Below are 22,204 nucleotides of genomic sequence, written 5' to 3' on the forward strand. Positions count from 1 at the left end.
GCGCCAAAATCCCGTTTCTGGCTGGCTAGATACAATGTAACGATCCGTGAACTGACGGGAGGCTGCGGGCGTTATACTCTTCGGCTAAATTTTGAATTCGACATACAAGGACTCGCCCATGAAAGCGTTCGGCAAAATCCTGGGTCTGGTACTTCTCGGGCTGTTGCTGATCATTGTGGCCCTGGGCTTTGCCCTGACCCACCTCTTCGATCCCAACGACTACAAAGACGAGATTCGCCAGATAGCCCGCGACAAGGCCCACATCGAGCTGACGCTCAATGGCGACATCGGCTGGAGCCTGTTCCCCTGGCTGGGCCTGGAGCTGCACGAAGCCAGCGTCGCCACCCTGACCAATCCGACCAAGCCATTCGCCGACCTGCAGATGCTCGGCCTGTCAGTACGCGTATTGCCGCTGTTGCGCCGCGAAGTGCAGATGAGCGACGTGCGTGTCGAAGGCCTCAACCTGCGCCTGAACCGCGACAAGCAAGGTCACGGTGACTGGGAAGACATCGGCAAGAACGTGCCAGTGGCGGGTGCCGAGGCTCCCGCTCCCGCACCTGTGGAAAAGCCTGTCGAGCCAGAACCCGAGAAACCGTCAAAACCGATCCGCCTGGATATCGACAGCCTGACGATCAACAACGCCCGCGTCGAATACAACGACGAGCAGACCGGCAAGCAGTTCAGCGCCGAAAGCATCCAATTGAGCGCCGGCGCCGTACACGAAGGCGCCAGCATTCCGCTGAAACTCACCGCATTCCTGGGCACCAACCAACCCCTGATGCGCGTCAAGACCGAACTCAACGGCAACCTGCGCATCCAGAACGCCCTCAAGCGCTATCAGCTCGAAGACATGCGACTGAGCGGCGAAGCCACCGGCGAGCCATTGCAGGGCAAGACCGTGACCTACTCCACCCAGGGTCAAGTGCTAGTGGACCTTGCTGCCAATATCGCCGAGTGGACCAACCTGAAGTTGTCCGCCAACCAACTGCGAGCCTTGGGTGAACTGAAGGTCAACGACCTGAACAAAACTCCGCAGCTCAGCGGCGCCCTCTCCATCGCCCAGTTTGACCTGGCCAAGTTTCTAGAAAGCGTCGGTCACCCGTTGCCGGCCATGACCGAAGGCAGCCTGAGCAAGGTCGAGCTGGTCAGCCGCCTCAAAGGCACGCCTACCAGCGTGGCCCTGGAAGATCTGAACCTCAAGCTCGATGGCAGCACCTTCACCGGCCGCGTCGCCGTGGATGACTTCGCCAAACAATCCCTGCGCGTTCAGCTCAAGGGCGACACCTTCAACGCCGACAACTACCTGCCGGCCAAATCCGAGTCCGCCAAAGGTGTAGCCGCTGCCCGCCAGGCCGAAGTGCAGAACAGCGAAGCGGGCGCCATGGCGGCCGGCGGCAATACACCGCTGCCGGAAGCCCCAACCAAAGGTGCGTGGAGCACTGACAAGCTGCTGCCGCTGACCCGCCTGCGTACCCTTGACGTAGATGCCGACCTGGCCTTCGGCCAACTGACCCTGAGCAAGCTGCCGATCCAGAATGCTGCGCTCAAAGCGTCCGGCCTCGACGGTCAGCTCAAGCTCGACAGCCTGAGCGGCGGCCTCTACAACGGCACATTCCAGGCCAACGGCACACTCGATGTACGCCAGGACATCCCGGTCGTGGCGCTGCAAACCCACATCAAGCAAGTGCCGGTTGAACGCATCCTGCAGGCCCAGGGGCAAAACCCGCCGGTCAAAGGCCAGATCACACTCGACAGCAACTTGACAGGCCGCGGCAACAGCCAAAAGGCGCTGATCGACAGCCTCAACGGCACCGCCAGCTTCGTGATCAACAACGGCATGCTGCTCAACGCCAACCTTGAACAGCAACTGTGTACCGGCATCGCCCTGCTCAACCGCAAGACCTTGAGCAGCACACCACAAGGCAAGGACACGCCATTCCAGGAACTGCGCGGCAACCTGACCTTCCGTAATGGTGTGGCCAGCAACCCTGACCTGAAAGTGCGGATTCCAGGGCTGACCGTCAACGGTAACGGCGACGTCGACCTGCGCGTGCTGGGCATGGACTACCGTGTCGGCATCATCGTCGAAGGCGATAAGCGCGACGTGCCGGACCCGGCCTGCCAGGTCGGCGCCAATTTCCAGGGCATCGAAGTGCCGCTGCGCTGCCGTGGCCCGCTGGAGCTGGGCGCCAAGGCATGCCGGCTGGACAAGGATGGCTTGACCCAAGTAGCCCTCAAGGCAGCCGGCAACAAGCTCAGCGACAAGCTTGAAGAGAAGCTCGACAAGGTCAACCCGCAGTTGAAAGACGCCCTCAAAGGCCTGTTCAAGCGATGAAAAACGAGCAATTTTCAACGGCGGTGCTCGACTGGTACGACCGCCACGGTCGCCACGACCTGCCCTGGCAACAGGGCATCACGCCCTACCGGGTGTGGGTTTCGGAGATCATGCTGCAGCAGACCCAGGTCAGCACGGTGCTCAACTACTTCGACCGCTTCATGGCCTCGCTGCCAACGGTCGAAGCCCTGGCCGCCGCACCTGAAGACGAAGTACTGCACCTGTGGACGGGCCTGGGCTACTACACCCGCGCCCGCAACCTGCAGAAGACCGCCAAGATTGTCGTCGCCGAATACGCTGGCGAATTTCCCCGCGACGTCGAAAAACTCACTGAATTGCCCGGCATCGGCCTGTCAACTGCCGGCGCGATCGCCAGCCTGAGCATGGGCCTGCGCGCACCAATCCTCGACGGCAACGTCAAACGCGTGCTGGCGCGCTTTACCGCGCAAGAAGGCTACCCAGGCGAACCCAAGGTGGCCAAGCAGCTGTGGGCCACCGCAGAGCGCTTCACGCCCCATGACCGGGTCAACGCCTATACCCAGGCGATGATGGACATGGGCGCCACGCTCTGCACCCGCAGCAAACCCAGCTGCCTGCTGTGCCCGTTGGAAAAAGGCTGCGAGGCCCACATGCTCGGCCTGGAGACGCGTTACCCGATCCCCAAGCCGCGCAAGACCATCCCGCAGAAACGCACGCTGATGCCGCTGCTGGCCAACGCCGAAGGCGCGATTCTGCTTTACCGCCGCCCGTCCACGGGCCTGTGGGGCGGATTGTGGAGTTTGCCGGAGTTGGATGACCTGGAAGACCTGGACCACCTCGCCAACCAGCACGCGCTGGCTCTGGGCAAGCAACAGGAACTGCCGGGACTGGTCCACACCTTCAGCCACTTCCAACTGGCCATCGAACCCTGGCTGGTACAGGTCGAGGAAACCGCCCATCACGTGGCCGAGGCTGACTGGCTCTGGTATAACCTCGCCACCCCGCCGCGCCTGGGCCTTGCCGCTCCGGTAAAAAAGCTGCTGAAGCGCGCGGCCGATGTATTGAACGCAGGAGAGTCGTCATGACCCGCACCATCATGTGCCGCAAGTACAAAGAAGAACTACCGGGCCTGGAACGCCCTCCATACCCAGGCGCCAAGGGCCAGGACATTTTCGACCACGTTTCCGCCAAAGCCTGGGGCGACTGGCTGAAACACCAGACCCTGCTGATCAACGAAAAACGCCTGAACATGATGAACGCCGAAGATCGTAAATACCTGGCAGGCGAGATGGACAAGTTCTTTTCCGGCGAAGATTACGCCAAGGCCGACGGCTACGTGCCGCCTGCTCAATAATTGATCAAAAACCGGGGTCTGCACGTAAGCGACGGTAATAATTAAATATTTTTTGAAAACTTGCTTGACGACCCCCTGAAAAACCCGTTTAATGCGCCCCGTTGCCCAGATAGCTCAGTCGGTAGAGCAGGGGATTGAAAATCCCCGTGTCGGCGGTTCGATTCCGTCTCTGGGCACCAAAATACCGAGAAACCCCAAGGAACAATGCGTTCCTTGGGGTTTTTTATTGCCTGCGATTTAATGGCTGCCGGGCCATTTCCGCCCAAGGCACTTTGACTGGACAATTGAGCGTTATTTTTCGCGCTGCTCAATCGTTCTGCTTTTACCCGATTCTCCGTTGTAAGGTTTATTTCATGCCCCGGTACTTGTTCTGCACGCTGTTACTACTGACCGCATTGCTCAGTGGATGCGCCACGCAATTGGACGTAATGATCAACGCAACACCTGACCCCGATTATCACTTTGATCGGCAGGCAACGGTGCTGGTGACCTCCACCGGCGGCAACGATGAAAACGCCCTGAACTCCCGCTACTACTTGCGCGACATGGTCAACGCCCTGAAGGACCAAGGCTTCCGAGAAGTGTTCACCGACGCCACGCTGCCCAAGCAGCACGCACCGATCAAAATGACCGTCACCCTCGATATCGACAGCCGGCAGGTGACTTACCGCTATACCGCTACCGAGTATGGCCAGGTGCCGACCAGCACCTCCACCCAGTGCAAGAAGAGCAAGAAAAAAGACGACCAGCTGACCTGCACCAGTACGCCGAACACCACCTATGGCCCCGTGGGCACTTCGGAGCGAACCGGCTACACCACCCTCACCACCTTCACGGCCACCGCCCGCGACGAAGTGAGCAAACGTGCGGTGTACCTGCTCCGAGCCTCGTCCTATAACGAGGATTGCCAGGCTGCCAAGGTCGAAGCCTTTCTGGCGGAGCAGGGTTTGCAGAACCTGAATTTCCAGGACCGCGTACGACGCGACTACACCGTCACGATGCCTGAGGGTTATCGCTGCAAGTGAGGTGCAGCCCGGCAGGCCCTGTACGCAAGGGCCTCCTACCTCAGCAGAAACACCATCAGCGGATTATCGTTCAACCGCCCCTCAAAGCTCGGCGTCAGCATCTCTACCGGCGTGCCCTTCAACAGCGCAGTCTCCTTGCGCGACACAATCACCCAGGATGGCCGAGGCAGCCCACTCAGTTTCTCCAGCTCATTGCGCCCCACAAACAGCGGCTGCTCGTCATGATCCAGGTTCATCATGTAGCGCACCGCCCAAGTGTCCCGGGCCAGATTGACGAAGACCAAAGGCCCCGGTTGCGACTCACGCAGCGTCTCCACCTGGCTGACAAACTTCTGGGTATCGAATTGCAGATCCTTGGCCGGTTCGATCACCACCACCAGCAGCAGCCATTGCGCCGCCAGGGCGATCACACTGAGCCACACCAACCGAAGCGCCCTGCTCCAGGCGATCAACGCCGCCACTTGCAGAATGACCAGAACACCGATCAGCAGCGGCAACGAAACATCCGGCCAGTAACCATGCTTCTGCCACGTATACCGGCAGACAAAGAGCACAACCACCCCCAGAGCCGGTAGCGCCACGACAAGCCCTTCATAGCAGCGACGCACGCCTACGAGCCAACCTTGAGCCTGGAGCAGCCCATAGGCAGCGACAGCAGCGAACATCGGCACCATTGGCAAGATGTAGTAAGCGCGCTTGAAGTGCGGCACCGACAAGCCAAGCAAAATCATCAAGCCACAAGCGCCGAGGCGCACCAGCAGCTGCACGCCCTCATCAGTCCACCGCTCAGACCACCGATGACGCAGTGCAATCAAGGTCGCCAGCGCCAATGGCACCACGGGGAAATAGCGGTACAAACTCAGCTGGAAGTAGAAATAGAACGGCTCGCCCGACTCATCGAGACGACCACCCACCTGCATCTTGAACACTTCGTCGGCAAAGGCATCGCCACCACTGATCCGCGCAAGCTTCATCAGCACCCACCAGCAGGCCGCGAGCAGCACCAGCCCAACAACGCCGTGGATCAGCACCTGCTTGACCCGCTCTCCTGGCCGACCCAGCGCCCAATACACGCACACCACCCCACAGACCTCGATCAACCCCAGCGGTCCGCGAATCGCGAAACCCAGGACGAACAGAGGGAAAACCGCCAACTGCCGCACCCGCGAGCCGAGGCGCTCACCGCTGTGCAGCAGGTAGAAACTGCCCACACACAACAACGCGACCATCTGGTCGAGGCACACCGAGCGGGACTTTTCCAACAACTGAGTCGTGAGCAGTGTCAGCAGCACTGTGAGCAGTGCCCAGGGGCGGCTGGCAGGTACCAGCAAGCGATAGATCAGGGCGACCACACCGGCCGAGGCGAGGGCCGTAGGCAGCACATTCGCCAAGTGGTTCGGCGCACCAAACAGCCGGGCAAATACAAAGCTGAAGAACGTCGCGGTCCCCGGGTAATCCGCATACGGCTGACCGTAAGTGGTAGGAAATAAGCTCGCGCCATGGCGAAACATTTCCTGCATGAACAGTGCCCAACGCCCGTCAAAACCTTGGGGCTGCTGATCCCAGATACCCAAGGTGAACAGCAGCAAAGCGATCAGAAAAATGCCCAGGGACTCCAGGCGAAAACGACTGCGGTAATCCATCGATTGTCCTTTCAGGTAGGGTGCGCTGACTTATGGTGCCGCAGCCCGCCCTGAATGACGCCTGAACAAACCTGAACATTCACGCTTTAGCGATTGGCCGGCCACACCCACAGCGGCACCAGGCGAATGTAGATCAGCTCACCAACCAACTCGACCAGCGTCTGCAGAATGACTGCCGTGGCAGCAATGCTCCGCACGTCTTCAGGCAGGGCCAATGCCAAGGGCAGCACCACCAGCGAGTTGCGAGTGGATGCGCTGAAGGTCACCGCACGCGCCGTCACGGCGGGCAACGCGAACAACCTCGCAGCGAATACCCCCACCAACGGCGCCAGCAGCAAGAAGCCCAGGTAGACCGGAATCACCAGCCACAGCTGGCCGATATCGCGCACCACCGCCGTGATCTGTGAGCCAATCACTACAAACAGCACCAACGCCATCGCCGGCACCGGCAGCCAGGCCCAGGCACTGTTCCAAACACTGATAATGCTGGAGCGACGCGCCAGGGACGTGGTCAGCACCGCCAGAATCATCGGTGCCACAATCAACCACAGGAACGCCTCGATGAACGGCCCCACCGCCACCACCCCATCGGACTGCGCGCCCAACATGAACCCCAGGTACATCGGCAGCAGCGCCAGCTGCAGCAACAACAGCACCGGCGTCGCCGCCAGCATCAAACGCGAATCGCCCTTGCCGATGTGCGTGAACACCACGACATAGTCGATACACGGCGTGAGCAGCACCAACAACGCCCCTATCAACAACGCGGGACGCTCCACCAGGCCACGGGTCAGAACCCATACCAACATGGGCACCAGGACGAAATTGGCCAGCAGCAAGGCCGAAAGGAAGCGTTTGTTGCTCAAACCTTGGCGCAAGTCCAGAAACGGAATTTGCAGGAACATCGCGTACATCAACACGGCGATGGCGGGCGTGACCAGCATGCCGAGGCCTTGGGCCGCCAAGGGCGCGAGCAAGCCGAAGGAAGCAGCCAGGAGGACGGCGGCGAAGTAGACCGGGATCTGGTTGTGTTCGAGAGTGTCGCGGGTCATGGGCCGACTCTGGTCAATCAAAAGATCGCCAGCGTAAGCAGCCCACGCAATAACGTCGAGCATCCCGGCACTTTCTGCACGCATGGCAGGTTAAATTTGGTAATTTCGGCTTCTTATAAAAAGCGCGCGAGCCTCCAAGCCCACCCCACAAGCGCAAGGATTGAGCTGACCGATGAACCTGCCGACCCGACCTGCCCCAGAAGCGTTTCGACAACCTGCAGCCGACGGCTACGTTATCGGCGGCTTCACCTGGCGCCACGTTCGAACTGACCTCGCACGCCCGGTCGTGATCATCAACGCCGCCACCTCCGTGCGCTGCCGCCACTACTCACGCTTCGCCGACTACCTGTTTGCCAATGGCTTCGACGTCATCACCTATGACTATCGCGGCATCGGTGAGTCCAGGAACGGCTCGCTGCGTGGCTTCAAGGCTTCCTGGTCAGATTGGGGCGTGCTGGATTTCGAGGCGATGTTACAGCGGGCCCAGCAGGCATTTCCCGGGCAACCCATCGATGTGGTCGCCCACAGTTTTGGGGGGTGTGCAGCCGGGCTGGGCGCGTCAGGCGCGGTGATTCGGCGGATCGTTACGGTGGGCGCACAGTTCGCCTACTGGCGCGACTATCACACGAGCGAACGTTGGCGGATGTTTGCCAAATGGCATGTGGTAATGCCTTTGATGACCGCGCTGTGCGGTTACTTCCCGGGCAAGCGACTGGGCTGGTTGGAGGATACGCCAGCGGGCGTGGTGCGGGACTGGGCCACACCAACGCCGCAGTACGATAAACGCCCCAGCGGGCGCAGCCTGGGTGAATTGCCATTCAGTCGCGTGAAGGCCCAGGTGCTGGCCATCAGCATCACTGACGACCCGTTTGGCACCGTGGCGGCCATCGAGCGGCTACTGGGTTATTTCAGCAGCAGTGAACGCACTCATTTGCGTATCGCCCCCGAAGATATCGGCGAAAAAGACGTCGGGCATTTCGCGTTTTTTCGCAGCGAGTACCAGGACCGACTGTGGCCCATCGCACTGGCGTGGCTGCAACAGGGCGCACTGGCAGACGGCACGCCTGGGCACCGGGTGACGGAACGCACGTAGATTCCCTTGGGATTTCATCCAACCTGCGCTTCAATACCCACCCCAGATCCTGAACCAAGGACGCAAGCCCATGGCTTCGCCAAACAAACAGCAAAAACGTGCCCACCGGGCAAAGGCCAAGGCCAAGCAAAACCGCACCCAGCGTACCGTCGCGACCAAGCCGGACGCGTTCGCCGGCGATGACAGCCGCATCGACCTTGAATCGGTGGATCTGACCGAGCTGTTTGTAGAGATGCGCACAGCAGGTGAAACCAGCCAGCAGGCGTTATGCGCGGCATTCCTGGCGCACCCGTTGCTGGCACTGGTGCTGGAGCAGGAAGGCGAAGAGGAAGCGACTGACTTTATCCTGGCGGCACTGATCGAGTATCGCCAGTGGGCCACGGACAGCGATGACGAAGCGGCTGCGCTGGCGTGGATCGAATCGCCAGAGTTCCAGGCCGATTACGTGGCGGCCTCACAGGCGCTCACCACCCCCCCAGATTGATACAAAACCAAATGTGGGAGGGGGCTTGCCCCCGATTGCGGACAGTCAGTTGATACTTCTTTAACTGAACCACCGCCATCGGGGGCAAGCCCCCTCCCACTTTTTTGTCCGTGCTCTATCAGTTCAGTACCGCAGCACCCACTCTCTGAGCCTTACGACGGCTCGCCACAATCAACCCCGCAGCCACCACCAGCAAGCTCAAAGTGGGCCACGGACAGTGATGACGAATCGCCAGAGTTCCAGGCCTATCACGTGGCGGCCTCCCAAGCACTCGCCAGCTCCCCGGACTGATACAAAACCAAATGTGGGAGGGGGCTTGCCCCCGATTGCGGACAGTCAGTTGGTACTTCTTTAACTGAACCACCGCCATCGGGGCAAGCCCCCTCCCACTTTTTTGTCCGCGCGCTATCAGTTCAGTACCGCAGCCCCCACTCTCTGAGCCTTGCGACGGCTCGCCACAATCAACCCCGCAGCCACCACCAGCAAACTCAGGATCCCGGTCGCGATAATCTCGACCCGGTGCGCTTCCTGGAACAGCATGATGGTCAACGTACCGACGATGAACACCATCACCGCGTAGGTCAGGCCTGGGAACAACCACATCTTGAACACGATCTTCTCGCCCGCCGCCGTGCGTTTCTGGCGCATGCGCAGTTGCGATACCGCAATCACCAGGTACACCAGCAAGGCAATGGCGCCGGAGCTGGCTAGCAGGAATTCGAACACTGCGGCCGGAGCCACATAGTTGGCAAACACCGCCAGGAACGCCGCCCCCGTGGACAGCAGCACCGCCCAGTAAGGCGTGCCGCTTTTGTTGGTGCGCTTGGAGACGGCCGGGGCATCACCACGACGACCCAGGGAGAACAGCATGCGCGATGCGGTGTACAGCGCCGAGTTCAAGCAACTGGTCACGGCAACCAATACCACCAGGTCGACGATCAGCTTGGCATTCGGGATGCCCATGCGTTCCAGCACCGTCTGGTAGGAACCTACCGCCGCGAGCGTCGGATCGTTCCATGGCACCAGGGACACCACGATGAAGATCGACAACAGGTAGAACAAGCCAATCCGCCAGATCACTGAGTTGGTGGCCTTGGTGATTTGCTGGCCCGGGTTCTTCGATTCCGCCGCCGCGATGGTAACGATCTCGGTGCCCATGAACGAGAACATGGTAGTCAGGATCGCCGCCAATACCGCGCCCATGCCGTTGGGCATGAAGCCTTGGGTATCGAACAGGTGCGAAACGCCGCTGACCTGGCTGGTTGGCAGGAAACCGAAGATAGCGGCCAAACCAAGGATCACAAAGCCAACGATCGCCACCACTTTGATCAACGCGAACCAGAACTCGAACTCACCATAGTTCTTCACGCTGAACAGGTTGGTCGCCGTCAGCAGCAAGGTGATGACCAGGGTAAACACCCAGATCGCCACGTCGGGGAACCAGGCATGGAGGATGGTTGCAGCGGCGTTGGCTTCCAGCGGAATCACCAATACCCAGAACCACCAGTACAGCCAGCCGATGGTGAAACCGGCCCAATGGCCGATCGCACGGTCGGCGTAGGTGGAAAACGAACCAGTGTCCGGCGACGCAACCGCCATCTCGGCCAGCATCCGCATCACCAGCACTACCAGCGTACCGGCAGCCGCGTAGGCCAACAGAACGGCTGGCCCGGCGGCAGCAATCGCGTGGCCGGAGCCAACGAACAAACCAGCACCGATAACGCCGGCAATCGACAGCATGGTGACGTGACGCGGTTTGAGCCCCTGTTCGAGGTCATTGGAGCTTTGCGTACTACTCATTGACACACCTTTGCGAGGAATTGCGAAAACGGTCCGCCCGCCTGCAGTCTTTCTCGTGAAAAGAATCCAACGGGGCGTTCTTTATTTTTTACGCAAGATTTGCGCCAAAATATTACAGAGTCACGATTGACGTGGGCTGTAGGACGATTCAACAACCATCGCAAGTCATTGAGAACAATGGCATTCCGCTATAGCGTTACCGTGCGACCCACTTTCAGGGCCTGCGGACGCACCAAAAACACACACAAAAAGTGCGTGACGCCTCATAAAAGGGCTGATACGCACCGTTTGCCCGGTTAACCCTTCCAACACCCGGCCAAAGCTGGCACCATCGCGCCCTTTTTTACGCGAAGCCTGTGGATTTTCCGGGTTCAAACGTCTGTTAGGTTGTAGATGGCGCGACACGCTGCTGTGCCGATGCGACACCCTGCCGCAGACCACCCGTTAACCGTCCGCAGCGCTGTTGGCTGCCATCCGAACGCATGCTAGCTTGGCGCCTCGCCAGGAAGGCGGCCCAACAGCGAAGAACGCAACGAACACAATGAGGACCGCACATGGCCGAGGCCACGCCCGCGCTTGAAATCCGCAACTTGCATAAACGCTATGGTGAGCTGGAGGTACTCAAAGGTATCTCGCTGACCGCCCGCGACGGCGACGTGATCTCGATCCTGGGTTCTTCCGGTTCCGGCAAGTCCACCTTCTTGCGCTGCATCAACCTGCTGGAAAACCCCCATCAGGGCCAGATCCTGGTGGCCGGCGAAGAACTCAAGCTCAAGGCTGCGAAGAACGGTGAGTTGATGGCTGCCGATGGTAAGCAGATCAACCGCCTGCGCAGCGAAATCGGTTTTGTGTTTCAAAACTTTAACCTGTGGCCACACATGAGCATCCTCGACAACATCATCGAGGCGCCCCGCCGTGTGCTTGGCCAGAGCAAGGCCGAGGCCATCGAAGTGGCCGAGGCCCTGCTGGCCAAGGTCGGCATCGCCGACAAGCGCCACGCCTACCCTGCACAACTGTCCGGCGGCCAGCAACAACGGGCGGCCATTGCCCGCACCCTGGCGATGCAGCCCAAGGTCATCCTGTTCGACGAGCCAACCTCGGCCCTTGACCCGGAAATGGTTCAGGAAGTACTTAATGTGATCCGCGCGCTGGCCGAAGAAGGTCGCACCATGCTGCTGGTCACCCATGAAATGGGCTTCGCCCGTCAGGTGTCCAGCGAAGTGGTGTTCTTGCACCAGGGCCTGGTCGAAGAGCAAGGATCGCCACAGCAGGTGTTTGAAAACCCGCTTTCGGCGCGCTGCAAACAATTCATGTCCAGCAACCGCTAACGGAGCAACATGCATGCAGAACTATAAAAAATTCCTTCTGGCCGCGGCCGTCTCGATGGCGTTCAGCGCCACGGCCATGGCAGAAACCTTGAAGATGGGGATCGAAGCGGCCTACCCGCCCTTCAACAATAAAGACGCCAGCGGCAACGTCGTCGGCTTCGACAAAGACATCGGCGATGCCCTGTGCGCCAAGATGAAAGTCGAGAAGTGTGAAGTGTATGTGTCCGACTGGGACGGCATCATCCCGGCCCTGAATGCCAAGAAGTTCGACTTCCTGGTGTCCTCGCTGTCCATCACCGATGAACGCAAGCAGGCCGTCGACTTCACCGACCCGTACTACTCCAACAAGCTGCAATTCATCGCGCCCAAAGCCACTGCGGACTTCAAGACCGACGCCGCTTACCTGAAGGGCAAGACCATCGGCGCACAACGCGCAACGCTGGCCGGCACCTACCTGGAAGACAAGCTGCCGGACACCACCGCCAAGCTGTATGACACCCAGGAAAACGCCTACCTCGACCTGACGTCCGGCCGCCTCGATGGCATCCTCGCCGACAAATACGTGCAGTACGAGTGGCTCAAGAGCAAAGACGGTTCGGCCTACGAGTTCAAGGGCGAGCCTGTAGTAGAAAGCGACAAGATCGGTATCGCCGTACGCAAGGGCGACCCGCTGCGCGAACGCCTGAACAAAGCCCTGGCTGAGATCAAGGCAGACGGCACCTACAAGAAGATCAACGACAAGTACTTCCCGTTCAGCATCGAATGATCTGAACGATTTGCCCGGCGCGCCTATCTGGGCGCGTCGGCTTTTAGCAATGCCTGCTGCGATATGAAAACACCATGAATTTCGATCTCTACGGATTCGGCCCGGCGCTCGCCGCCGGCGCGCTGATGACCGTCAAACTGGCGCTCACGGCCCTGTGCCTGGGGCTGGTGCTCGGCTTGGCCGGCGCCCTGGCCAAGACGTCCCCGTACAAGCCGTTGCAATGGCTTGGCGGTGCATACTCGACCATTGTTCGCGGTATTCCCGAGCTGTTGTGGGTGCTGCTGATTTATTTCGGCACGGTCAACCTGATGCGTGCCCTGGGGGAGTTTTTTGGCAACCCCGACCTTTCCCTGAGTGCCTTTGCCGCCGGGGTCATCGCCCTGGGCCTGTGCTTTGGCGCCTATGCCACCGAAGTGTTCCGGGGCGCGATCCTCGCCATACCCAAGGGCCACCGCGAAGCCGGTGTGGCGCTGGGGCTGTCGAAGTTCAGGATTTTCACCCGCCTGATCATGCCGCAGATGTGGCGCATCGCCCTGCCGGGCCTGGGTAATCTGTTCATGATTCTGATGAAAGACACTGCGCTGGTGTCGGTGATCGGCCTGGAAGAAATCATGCGTCACGCACAGATCGGCGTGACCGTTACCAAGCAGCCGTTCACCTTCTTCATGGTGGCCGCCTTCATGTACCTGGGCCTCACGGTACTGGCCATGACCGGCATGCACTTCCTGGAAAAACGCGCCGCCCGCGGCTTTGCAAGGAGCACCCAATGAGCGGCGACTACAGCTGGCTGGCGCATTTTGACCTGGGCCTGAACTGGGCCGTGATCATCAAGTGGCTGCCGAAGTTGGCTCAGGGCGCGATCCTGACCCTGGAACTGGTGGCGATCGCCGTGATCGCTGGCTTGTTGCTGGCGATTCCACTCGGCATCGCCCGCTCCTCGCGCCGCTGGTACGTGAGCGCCCTGCCCTACGCCTACATTTTCTTCTTCCGCGGTACGCCGCTGCTGGTGCAGTTGTTTCTGGTCTACTACGGCCTGGCGCAGTTCGATACGGTGCGCGAGAGCTTCATGTGGCCGTACCTGCGCGATCCGTTCTGGTGTGCCACGGCGACGATGACTCTGCACACCGCCGCCTACATCGCCGAGATCCTGCGCGGCGCGATCCAGGCCATCCCGCCGGGTGAAATCGAAGCGGCACGAGCACTGGGCATGTCCAAGCCCAAGACGCTGTTCTATATCATCCTGCCCCGCGCCTCGCGCATCGGCCTGCCGGCGTACAGCAATGAAGTGATCCTGATGCTCAAGGCCAGCGCCCTGGCCAGCACGGTAACCCTGCTGGAACTGACGGGCATGGCGCGGACCATCATCGCCCGCACCTACCTGCCAGTGGAGATCTTCTTCGCCGCCGGGCTGTTCTACCTGTTGATGGCTTACATCCTGGTACGCGGCTTCAAGCTGCTGGAACGCTGGCTGCGCGTCGATGCCTGCCAGGGACGTTAAGGCACGCTTCGAGGCGCTGGATGCGTTTCTGATCGAGCACCAAGGGCTGTGGCGACCACGGCCCTTTACCCACCTGCAATTACCCTGGGAAAGCGAACATTCTGAGCTGGCCCAATGGCTTCGCCAACGCTCGTTGGCGGATGCCGAAGCCAATCACAACCAACCCCACGAGCTAACGGCACCCGCACCTTTTATGGCGTTGGCATTGCAGGCGAAGCGCCTCAGTGCTGTGGATAAGTTGCCGGCACAACCGCTTGAACCCGCCCGCCACCGCCTTAACGTCGACGTACCCGGTCGCAAATGGCAGCAGATCGAAGCCTTCGGAGCGACGCTAGCGTTTGCTGAACCTGCCACGCACTGGCTGGACTGGTGTGCCGGCAAAGGTCATCTCGGCCGCCGCCTGCTGCAACCTGGCCAGCAACTGACCTGCCTGGAATACGATCCGGCCCTGGTCGCCTCAGGCCAGGCGTTAAGCGAGCACCACGGCTTGCCTGTGACCCATCGCCTACAAGACGTGATGGCGGACATGACACTCAACCCCGAACACACCCCCGTCGCCCTGCATGCCTGCGGCGATCTGCATGTGCGCTTGTTGCAACTGGCCAGTGCAGCAGGTTGCAAACAACTGGCACTGGCGCCCTGCTGCTACAACCGTATCAGCGCCGATTGCTACCAACCGCTGTCCAACGTCGCTCGCGCTTCAGCCCTGCGGTTATCCATCGATGACCTGGGCCTGCCTCTGAGCGAAACCGTCACCGCCGGCAGCCGCGTGCGCCAGCAACGGGACATCTCCATGGCTCGGCGCCTGGGCTTCGATCAGTTGCAACGGCAATTGCGCGGCTGCGACGACTACTTACCCACACCGTCACTGCCCGTCAGTTGGCTGGGTAAACCGTTCGCTGACTACTGCCGGGAGCTGGCGAGTCTCAAAGGTTTATCCACAGGCGAACAGGATTGGGTAGCGCTGGAAGCCCATGGCTGGCGACGCCTGGCGCAGGTGCGAAACCTGGAGTTGGTGCGTGGTTTGTTTCGTCGCCCACTGGAAATGTGGCTGGTGCTGGACCGGGCACTTTATCTGACAGAACAGGGTTACAACGTTGAGGTAGGCAGCTTCTGTGAACCCACACTGACCCCACGCAACTTGATGGTGCTGGCTGAGCGCGATTAAGGGGCAAATTTTCCTACACACGCCCTGTGGATAACTCTGTTGATGAATTCTTTACAGAGGCTGTAGCTATCAGTACTACAGGCCAAAAGCACGACTGGTCATTTTTTGTTCACAAAATAAAGTGCACACAAAACAGGCAGTTGCAGCGTGTTGAGAACCGCTCCACAAAATGGCTGTTTCGTGACAGCCCCAACCAACCGATTGTGCATAAGCATCTGGCGTTAAGCGTATAAACCGCGCTTTAGGCGGTATTTTTCGGCGCCTTCAACACCCGGCATATCTCGTTGATATCGTCACTGGCCAAATGTTTGGCCACGTTGTCCAGCGGGTCGGCCGCAAACGCCAGCGCCTCGTTGATCGCCATGTCGCGATGAACCTCCAGCGGGGCTCTCCCGAGGCGCTGCTTGAAGGCATCGACCATATCCAGGCTGAAGGCATCGCTCTCATCCACTTGGTTGACCACCACATGCACAATAGGTGGGCGCTCACCTTCAAGATAGGGCGCCAGCAATGGGTCCAAGTGATCCAGGGTGGCGAGGCACGCAGCGTCGGGATGAACGACCAGCAGCACCACATCGGCCACGCTCAGGGCTTGATGGAAGTAAACATTATTACCGGCGGGTGTATCGATAATCAGCGTTTGCCGCTCGTTCAGGCCCAGGGACGAGAGACGCTGCGCCAACCAACCGGGTTCGTGCTTGAGCCAGCGTTCGAGGTTTTCCTGCTGCTGGATATCGATATCGCCAAAAGTAATAACCTGGCAACCGGCGAAGCCGACCTGCTGCAGGTCGCTCCATTGCCCGTGCTCCAGGCTGGTGCGACCAATACCGGGCAATGCCGAATTGACGCCGAAGTGATGGTGCAACGCATTTTGCGGGTCCAGGTCCAGTACCACCACTGACTCGCCATGGCGCTGTAAACCACTGCCCAAGGCTGTGGCCAGCGTGCTGCGGCCAACGCCACCATTGATGGACACCAGTGCCACGACTTTCGCCGGCACCGTTGCATTATCGACAGGTTGGGAATCGGCGGGCGCGCTTTCGTCGGCGGGCACACTGCCGAAAAAGTGCATCCGTGCATTAATGCCTTCGGCATCATGGCTGACGTCTTTGCCAAACAACGCCAGAAGTTCTTCGCTAAGGCTCATAGCCTTCTCCTCACGACGCAACTTAAAGACGTGAAGGTCGGCAAGCAGGCACTAGCCGCAGGTCTTTTTATAGGCGTCCCAGTTCACGCATTCTGTGACAGGTGCGGCAAAGTGTCATTATTTTGGTGTTTTTCCCGATCGCTTTTTAGACAAACGGCATTTGGTCAATTTAATGACCATACGACGACTTAATGCATTCGCCCCTTCAACGCGCGGCTTAAAGCGCGCACATCCCGACAACCAATGCTGTTGACCGCAGGGTCGAGCGGATCGCGACCATAAGCCCGCGCTTCACTGAACGTCGGGTCACGCTGCACCGTACCCAGCACAGCATCACCCAGGCGCAACTTGAACACTTCGGTCATGTCCTGGCTGAACGCGTGGGTGCTGTCCACTTGGTTGATCACGTAGAAACGCCGGGGTGGCGTTTCACTGGCGAGGTACGGCGCGAGCAACTCGTCCATCTTGGCCAAACGGCGAAACGACGCGGCATCCGGCTTGACCACTACCAGCACGGTATCGGCCACGGACAGCGCCTGGCTCAGGTACACCGTGTTACCCGCAGGCACGTCAATGATCACCGTGTCCTGACCATTCAAGCCAAGCTCGGCCAAACGCTTGCCGAGAAAATCGAGATCCTGCCCCAACCAACGACTCAGGCTTTGCCGCTGCACAAGGTCGGTCTCACCAAACGCAACCATACGACATCCTGCAAACCCTCGGCAGGGTAAAGCCTGCCAGGTTTGATTGAGCAGACTGGTCGAGCCCACGCCCGGCAAATCAAACCCTGGGCACAAGTGATGGCGCAGCGCGTTTTGCGGGTCCAGCTCCAACGCCAGCGCCGGGTGCCCCTGACGCTGCAGACCACTGGCCAACGCGGCGGCCAACGTGCTGCGCCCTACACCACCGGTAGCAGAAACCACGACCACAACCTTGGGCGCCAGTTGGTCCGAATACAACTCACCACGTGGGCCTTCTACCACCTCAGCCGGGCGCAGCAAGCCCGCAACACCTTGGTTCAACTGATCCAACAAACGTTGCAAAGATACCGGGGCCTTTCCGCGTACCACGCCCGGCTCAGTCAACCCACTGAAAGAGTGCGCACCCAGCGCAGTGCATAGTTTTGCAATGTGATCTGCACGCCCCACTGAGCGCCCCCTCCTGCTCGAACCGTTGAATGCTGGATAAGTAAGGCCCGCATTGTGTGATATCACACTGATGGTGTCAGTATTCGGGCGTTTCTATCGAAATGCTTTCGGATGAGCGGCAAGACGCCATTTTTGTGGCTGCCAGCTTGGTTGCCTTCACAGCCATCGCCCAGGCCGATGTAAGCCACAAACCGGACGCTACTGCGTGCTTTCCACCACCAAGCAAGCGTTGGAGCACATGAAATTTATGGGCACCAGTGGTAGCGGCCATTGAGCTGAGTTGACGACCGCAATGCTCCCTTCACAGCGATGAAAACGCGGCCTGAGCAAAAAAACTCCCACATCTGCAAAAATAGTCAGAATTCAGGGGTTTACAGATGCTTGCCAATCGCTATAATCGTCGCCCTAACACGCCGGTATAGCTCAGTTGGTAGAGCAACTGACTTGTAATCAGTAGGTCCCGGGTTCGACTCCTGGTGCCGGCACCACATTAGGCTCCATTGCATTCCACCGAATGCTCTGGAAGCCCCGAAAACCCGCCATTTGGCGGGTTTTTTCGTTCCAGAACCCTCTGTCGGGATCCAACAAAATCCCCCTTCCCCGAGGGTATGTTAGGGGTACTGCGATTTCCCGGTCAGGAGCGCGTACCCCTATGCCACGTCTAGCGACCCCCCTCAGCGACCTGCAATGCCGCACGGCCAAAACCCGCGAACGCGCCTACAAACTGTTCGACGGCGGCGGCATGTACCTTTTCGTCAAACCCAATGGCGTGAAGACCTGGCGCTTGAAGTACACCAAGCCCAGCGGCAAGGAAGGTACGCTCATCATCGGCAATTACCCCATCGTTACCCTTTCCGTCGCACGACGTAAGCGAGACGAAGCCAAGGCGTTGCTGCTCGACAACCTCGACCCAATGGAAGAAAAGAAGAAGGCCAAGATTGTAGCCCAGCGGGCGGCACTGCTTTTCGAAACCGTTGCTCTGGAGTGGCACGCCGACATGTCCCGTCGCTGGACCGAAGGACACGCAAAAACCGTGATGAGCCGACTGCGTACCCACGTCTTCCCGCTGATCGGCCAACGACCCATCGCTGAACTCGATACCCACGACCTGCTAGAGATTACCCAGCGCATCAAGGAACGCGGCACCATGGATGTGGCGTTGAGGGTACAGAATTACTTATCCACCATCATGCGCGGGGCCAAAAGGGCTCGGCAGATCACCATGAATCCTGCACTGGATCTGGCAGGCTCGCTTCACGCGCCGCGCACAATCCATCGCCCGGCCCTCTCTCTCAACCGCCTACCCGAACTGCTACACCGTATCGACAACTACAACGGCCGCGAGCTGACCCGCCTTGCCGTGCTGCTGACTCTGCATGTGTTCGTCCGTTCCAGCGAGTTGCGCTTCGCTCGATGGAGTGAGTTCGACTTCCAACGCGCCATGTGGGAAATCCCCGATACCCGAGCACCGATTGAAGGGGTACGCAACTCCACACGAGGGACCAAGATGAACGGCGACATTCAAATGGTTCCGCTATCGCCGCAGGTCATCGAAATACTGGAGCGCCTGCGCAGCCTGAGTCGCTTTTCAGAGTTGGTGCTACCGGGCGACCACAAGTACTGGAAGCCCATGTCCGAGAACACGGTGAACACCATGCTCCGCAACGTCGGCTATGACACCAGCAAGGACGTGTGCGGCCACGGCTTCAGGACCATGGCCTGTAGCGCCCTGCTTGAGTCCGGGTTATGGACCGACGCAGCCATCGAAAGACAAATGAGCCACAAGGAACGCAACCGTGTGCGCGCCGCGTATATCCACAAAGCTGAATTCCTCGAACAGCGCAGGCTGATCATGGCGTGGTGGAGCAACTACATTGACGCCAACCGCCATGGGCATGTGACGCCCCACGAATTCGCTCACCCGGTCGGCGACAACATTACCGCCCTACAAAATAGCCGTGGCGCATCCAAACGTGGGTAAGCCAATGAGATCACCGCAGTCCGCCCTTCCACGCGGGTCCATCCAAGCGGGGCTGCAAAGCCGCCCTGCTTGGATGGACCTCATTTAAAAAATCTAAAACCCATGCAAACTGTCTGTGGAAAACTACTGATTTCCACCGGTGGATAATTTCATCCACAGCCGCAGAATTCCCGAAAACTCGAGCCTTGACCCAAATTATCCACAGGCGTAGAAAAGATCGGGCAAGCGCTGTCGTTGACAGCAACCCAGGTAGCCAGAACCTTTAAGGCTACGCCACACCGTGGTGGTTCTCCCAAAGTGCGATTAGCGTCCGGTGGCTCGCACGGTCACTCACCGAGTGATGGATGCCTACTTCAGATCGTTGCCATTGCGGCAAATACATCCCCCTACCCAGCTGCCCTGCAGCAACCTTTCCGCTTGGCCATTTCACTGCGCCAACCTGCGCCCGTCTCTTTCTCCCGGAAAGAGACGGGCGCTCCTACCGCTGCTGCAGCCCATCTCGTACAAGGCTTTGCGGCATTCCTCCTTGTGACAATCGGCGTGACAAACACCGAAGTCACCAGCAACAGCGATGCAGATGATGGTGCCGCAGCCCAGGGAATGGACTGCTCCTGACTGACAGTCAGGCACGCCCCGGTCACCGCATCACTGCCTTCACCCAACTCAGGATCTCGCAGCGTTGGTTTCGTCAGCCAGTGCAGCCTCCACCCGCCCACTTCTTTGGAAGTGTTCAGGAGGCCAGATCATGAGATGCCCACGCTCTCGGTCATAAAGAGCCGTCAGTCCCACGTTAGTGGACAACCCTCACCGGTCGCAGGGGCCTTGATCCCTGATAACACTCAGCATTCTTGGCGGGATGACGTGGGGAAAGGCTTCAACGGTTTGGCTTCGAGAGGAGTTTGATCATGTTGGTAGGTAGACGAGATGGGCGCAATTTTGGCTATGGCCGGCAACTGAGCTACGCAGGACCACAGGCATTGAAAGATCTGTTTGGCGGTGGGCATTACGGCACCGTCAAGGCGCACAGTGATCGCTGGCAGGCGTTTGTGCACTGGTGTCGCTCGGAGGATGGGCCCGGGCTTAACGATGCGCGAAAAATTGACCGGCAGACCTTGCTGGGCTATGCCGGGCATCTGCGGCAGCAAGTCGAACAAGGCGCTATCGGCATCGCCACTGCGCAAAACCGATTGTCCAGCGTGAACCGAACCATGGCCGCGCTTCGCGGTGATCAGTCTGTGAAAGTGCCGAGCCCAAGCAAAGCGTTGGGAATGCAGCGCACCAGTGTTCGTTGCTCGGTTCCGCAAGGCCAAGACCGTGAACAGATTAAGCGGATCGTTGACGTACTTTGCGTACACAAGCAGCAACGCAGCGCTGCCATCGTCCAGTTGGCGCGCGTCACTGGCATGCGCTTGCGCGAGGCCATCTTGGCCGACCTACCGCGCCTTAACCGCGAGGGCAAAGAATACGGGAAGATCAACATCCAGGACGGCACCAAAGGCGGCCGCTCAGGTGCCTCGGCACCTCGCTGGATTACCATGGATGATCGTATTCGTGACGCTCTTAGGTTTGCCGAACAGTTCTCGCCAACCGGCAGCCGCAACCTGCTTGCACCAAACGAAAGCTACCTCGACTTCTTGGAGGGAGTCGTCCGTCCCGCACGGGACATCCTCCATACACACCGACTAAAAGGCTTCCATGAATTGCGGGCAGCCTATGCGTGCGAACGCTATCAGCAGATTACCCATCATCCTGCGCCGATCAACGGCGGCAGGTGCAACCGGATAGACCGACGGCTCGATCAAGAAGCCCAAAGGCAAGTTAGCTACGAGCTGGGGCACGGCCGTATCGACGTGGTCGCGGCGTACATCGGGGGACGACCATGAGCAAGCCATTCGATATGGAGTTGTTCCTGGCTGGTGTTTTGAAAGGGTCATATACCACGCGCCAACGCCATCTGCGTCAGGCGAAGGCGATCCAATCCGCAATTGCGGGGCGCTGGCGACGGGACAACCCTTGGGCTTGGCAGAGAAAACACCTTGATTGGTTTCTCAATCACCACCTGAACCTGCGTAGTGAGTCGACACGCTATTACTACTTGCTGACGGTGCAACTGCTCACTCATCGATTAGAAAAATCATGGGTGTTCAACCGTTAAGTGGGGGGGGAAAAACGGCCAAGCTCCGCCGGTCGGTCCAGGGGACTTTTAACCTGTCTCCGTCATTCAGCACTGAAATTGGCATAAGCCAGACCGTAGACGCGCCTAGGAAATCAGTGGTAATTCAGAGTAGCATGGCTCATGGCCAGCAAATCGCAGTCGCCTTAAGGATATAGGTGTATGACGACAAAGGGAATTTTGCCTAACTCATGTTGTAAAGCCGATCGTAGCTATCGTGCCCCTCTGTC

Annotated in this window: 19 protein-coding genes and 2 tRNA genes; 16 read left to right on the forward strand and 5 right to left on the reverse strand. The window is 59.3% G+C overall.

Going from position 1 to position 22,204, the window contains the following annotated elements; translation table 11 throughout:
• Positions 1-118 precede the first annotated feature (118 nt).
• The 5 genes from AC07V4_RS04545 (at position 119) to AC07V4_RS04565 (ending at position 4,693) form a co-directional block, all read left to right on the forward strand.
• Complete coding sequence (locus AC07V4_RS04545) at positions 119-2,335, forward strand: AsmA family protein (protein ID WP_492637637.1); 2,217 nt, start codon at positions 119-121, stop codon at positions 2,333-2,335.
• Positions 2,332-3,399 (forward strand): A/G-specific adenine glycosylase, encoded by a 1,068-nt coding sequence (gene mutY / locus AC07V4_RS04550; protein WP_492637638.1) that lies wholly within the window; start codon positions 2,332-2,334, stop codon positions 3,397-3,399. Before AC07V4_RS04545 ends, mutY begins: the two co-directional genes overlap by 4 nt.
• Complete coding sequence (locus AC07V4_RS04555; RefSeq protein ID WP_492637639.1) at positions 3,396-3,668, forward strand: oxidative damage protection protein; 273 nt, start codon at positions 3,396-3,398, stop codon at positions 3,666-3,668. Before mutY ends, AC07V4_RS04555 begins: the two co-directional genes overlap by 4 nt.
• Before the next feature lie 103 nt (positions 3,669-3,771).
• A tRNA-Phe gene (locus tag AC07V4_RS04560) sits at positions 3,772-3,847 on the forward strand.
• Positions 3,848-4,021: 174 nt separating this feature from the next.
• Positions 4,022-4,693, forward strand: a complete 672-nt coding sequence (locus AC07V4_RS04565; protein WP_492637640.1) for a hypothetical protein — start codon at positions 4,022-4,024, stop codon at positions 4,691-4,693.
• A 35-nt stretch (positions 4,694-4,728) separates the two neighbouring features.
• Here AC07V4_RS04565 and AC07V4_RS04570 read toward each other — a convergent pair whose 3' ends face one another.
• Together AC07V4_RS04570 and AC07V4_RS04575 are read right to left on the reverse strand one after the other, a co-directional pair.
• On the reverse strand, positions 4,729-6,336 hold the full coding sequence (locus AC07V4_RS04570; protein ID WP_492637641.1) for an ArnT family glycosyltransferase: 1,608 nt from the start codon (positions 6,334-6,336) through the stop codon (positions 4,729-4,731).
• 86 nt (positions 6,337-6,422) lie between these two features.
• Entirely contained in the window at positions 6,423-7,388 is a 966-nt protein-coding gene (locus tag AC07V4_RS04575) for an arsenic resistance protein (protein ID WP_492637642.1), read from the reverse strand.
• 172 nt (positions 7,389-7,560) lie between these two features.
• On the opposite strand from AC07V4_RS04575, the gene AC07V4_RS04580 reads away from it, so the two are divergent.
• On the forward strand, positions 7,561-8,481 hold the full coding sequence (locus tag AC07V4_RS04580; RefSeq protein WP_492637643.1) for an alpha/beta hydrolase family protein: 921 nt from the start codon (positions 7,561-7,563) through the stop codon (positions 8,479-8,481).
• Between the two features lie 70 nt (positions 8,482-8,551).
• Complete coding sequence (locus AC07V4_RS04585; RefSeq protein WP_492637644.1) at positions 8,552-8,965, forward strand: hypothetical protein; 414 nt, start codon at positions 8,552-8,554, stop codon at positions 8,963-8,965.
• 408 nt (positions 8,966-9,373) lie between these two features.
• Here AC07V4_RS04585 and gabP read toward each other — a convergent pair whose 3' ends face one another.
• Positions 9,374-10,765 carry a GABA permease gene (gabP, locus tag AC07V4_RS04590; protein WP_492637645.1) on the reverse strand — a complete coding sequence of 464 codons (1,392 nt, stop codon included), beginning with the start codon at positions 10,763-10,765 and terminating at the stop codon, positions 9,374-9,376.
• Positions 10,766-11,319: 554 nt separating this feature from the next.
• On the opposite strand from gabP, the gene AC07V4_RS04595 reads away from it, so the two are divergent.
• The 5 genes from AC07V4_RS04595 to AC07V4_RS04615 all read left to right on the forward strand — a co-directional run bounded on the left by AC07V4_RS04595 (position 11,320) and on the right by AC07V4_RS04615 (position 15,525).
• Positions 11,320-12,093, forward strand: a complete 774-nt coding sequence (locus AC07V4_RS04595) for an ABC transporter ATP-binding protein (protein ID WP_010213906.1) — start codon at positions 11,320-11,322, stop codon at positions 12,091-12,093.
• 13 nt (positions 12,094-12,106) lie between these two features.
• Entirely contained in the window at positions 12,107-12,859 is a 753-nt protein-coding gene (locus tag AC07V4_RS04600; RefSeq protein WP_492637646.1) for an ABC transporter substrate-binding protein, read from the forward strand.
• 74 nt (positions 12,860-12,933) lie between these two features.
• Complete coding sequence (locus AC07V4_RS04605; protein WP_053253867.1) at positions 12,934-13,629, forward strand: ABC transporter permease; 696 nt, start codon at positions 12,934-12,936, stop codon at positions 13,627-13,629.
• Between the two features lie 38 nt (positions 13,630-13,667).
• Positions 13,668-14,357, forward strand: a complete 690-nt coding sequence (locus AC07V4_RS04610) for an ABC transporter permease (RefSeq protein WP_431750690.1) — start codon at positions 13,668-13,670, stop codon at positions 14,355-14,357.
• Positions 14,338-15,525 (forward strand): methyltransferase, encoded by a 1,188-nt coding sequence (locus AC07V4_RS04615; protein ID WP_492637647.1) that lies wholly within the window; start codon positions 14,338-14,340, stop codon positions 15,523-15,525. The genes AC07V4_RS04610 and AC07V4_RS04615 overlap by 20 nt, the downstream gene beginning before the upstream one ends.
• A 241-nt stretch (positions 15,526-15,766) precedes the next feature.
• Here AC07V4_RS04615 and bcsQ (AC07V4_RS04620) read toward each other — a convergent pair whose 3' ends face one another.
• Together bcsQ (AC07V4_RS04620) and bcsQ (AC07V4_RS04625) are read right to left on the reverse strand one after the other, a co-directional pair.
• Positions 15,767-16,672, reverse strand: a complete 906-nt coding sequence (gene bcsQ / locus AC07V4_RS04620; RefSeq protein WP_492637648.1) for a cellulose biosynthesis protein BcsQ — start codon at positions 16,670-16,672, stop codon at positions 15,767-15,769.
• A 188-nt stretch (positions 16,673-16,860) separates the two neighbouring features.
• Complete coding sequence (gene bcsQ / locus AC07V4_RS04625; RefSeq protein WP_492637649.1) at positions 16,861-17,715, reverse strand: cellulose biosynthesis protein BcsQ; 855 nt, start codon at positions 17,713-17,715, stop codon at positions 16,861-16,863.
• A 517-nt stretch (positions 17,716-18,232) separates the two neighbouring features.
• On the opposite strand from bcsQ (AC07V4_RS04625), the gene AC07V4_RS04630 reads away from it, so the two are divergent.
• The 4 genes from AC07V4_RS04630 to AC07V4_RS04645 all read left to right on the forward strand — a co-directional run bounded on the left by AC07V4_RS04630 (position 18,233) and on the right by AC07V4_RS04645 (position 21,956).
• A tRNA-Thr gene (locus tag AC07V4_RS04630) sits at positions 18,233-18,308 on the forward strand.
• Positions 18,309-18,472: 164 nt separating this feature from the next.
• Positions 18,473-19,801 carry a tyrosine-type recombinase/integrase gene (locus tag AC07V4_RS04635; protein WP_492637650.1) on the forward strand — a complete coding sequence of 443 codons (1,329 nt, stop codon included), beginning with the start codon at positions 18,473-18,475 and terminating at the stop codon, positions 19,799-19,801.
• A gap of 902 nt (positions 19,802-20,703) precedes the next feature.
• The gene (locus AC07V4_RS04640) at positions 20,704-21,684 is read left to right on the forward strand and encodes an integrase domain-containing protein (protein WP_492637771.1); all 981 of its coding nucleotides are present in this window, start codon (positions 20,704-20,706) and stop codon (positions 21,682-21,684) included.
• Positions 21,681-21,956 (forward strand): hypothetical protein, encoded by a 276-nt coding sequence (locus AC07V4_RS04645; RefSeq protein WP_213570201.1) that lies wholly within the window; start codon positions 21,681-21,683, stop codon positions 21,954-21,956. The genes AC07V4_RS04640 and AC07V4_RS04645 overlap by 4 nt, the downstream gene beginning before the upstream one ends.
• Positions 21,957-22,204: the final 248 nt, after the last annotated feature.

Source organism: Pseudomonas sp. GW821-FHT03A09, from assembly GCF_059421065.1.

Excerpts from the sequence above, each read along its gene's own strand:
- AC07V4_RS04545 (WP_492637637.1), top strand. The coding sequence starts at position 119 with ATGAAAGCGTTCGGCAAAATCCTGGGTCTGGTACTTCTCGGGCTGTTG.
- mutY (WP_492637638.1), top strand. The coding sequence starts at position 2,332 with ATGAAAAACGAGCAATTTTCAACGGCGGTGCTCGACTGGTACGACCGC.
- AC07V4_RS04555 (WP_492637639.1), top strand. The coding sequence starts at position 3,396 with ATGACCCGCACCATCATGTGCCGCAAGTACAAAGAAGAACTACCGGGC.
- AC07V4_RS04565 (WP_492637640.1), top strand. The coding sequence starts at position 4,022 with ATGCCCCGGTACTTGTTCTGCACGCTGTTACTACTGACCGCATTGCTC.
- AC07V4_RS04570 (WP_492637641.1), bottom strand. The coding sequence starts at position 6,336 with ATGGATTACCGCAGTCGTTTTCGCCTGGAGTCCCTGGGCATTTTTCTG.
- AC07V4_RS04575 (WP_492637642.1), bottom strand. The coding sequence starts at position 7,388 with ATGACCCGCGACACTCTCGAACACAACCAGATCCCGGTCTACTTCGCC.
- AC07V4_RS04580 (WP_492637643.1), top strand. The coding sequence starts at position 7,561 with ATGAACCTGCCGACCCGACCTGCCCCAGAAGCGTTTCGACAACCTGCA.
- AC07V4_RS04585 (WP_492637644.1), top strand. The coding sequence starts at position 8,552 with ATGGCTTCGCCAAACAAACAGCAAAAACGTGCCCACCGGGCAAAGGCC.
- gabP (WP_492637645.1), bottom strand. The coding sequence starts at position 10,765 with ATGAGTAGTACGCAAAGCTCCAATGACCTCGAACAGGGGCTCAAACCG.
- AC07V4_RS04595 (WP_010213906.1), top strand. The coding sequence starts at position 11,320 with ATGGCCGAGGCCACGCCCGCGCTTGAAATCCGCAACTTGCATAAACGC.
- AC07V4_RS04600 (WP_492637646.1), top strand. The coding sequence starts at position 12,107 with ATGCAGAACTATAAAAAATTCCTTCTGGCCGCGGCCGTCTCGATGGCG.
- AC07V4_RS04605 (WP_053253867.1), top strand. The coding sequence starts at position 12,934 with ATGAATTTCGATCTCTACGGATTCGGCCCGGCGCTCGCCGCCGGCGCG.
- AC07V4_RS04615 (WP_492637647.1), top strand. The coding sequence starts at position 14,338 with ATGCCTGCCAGGGACGTTAAGGCACGCTTCGAGGCGCTGGATGCGTTT.
- bcsQ (WP_492637648.1), bottom strand. The coding sequence starts at position 16,672 with ATGAGCCTTAGCGAAGAACTTCTGGCGTTGTTTGGCAAAGACGTCAGC.
- AC07V4_RS04635 (WP_492637650.1), top strand. The coding sequence starts at position 18,473 with ATGCCACGTCTAGCGACCCCCCTCAGCGACCTGCAATGCCGCACGGCC.
- AC07V4_RS04645 (WP_213570201.1), top strand. The coding sequence starts at position 21,681 with ATGAGCAAGCCATTCGATATGGAGTTGTTCCTGGCTGGTGTTTTGAAA.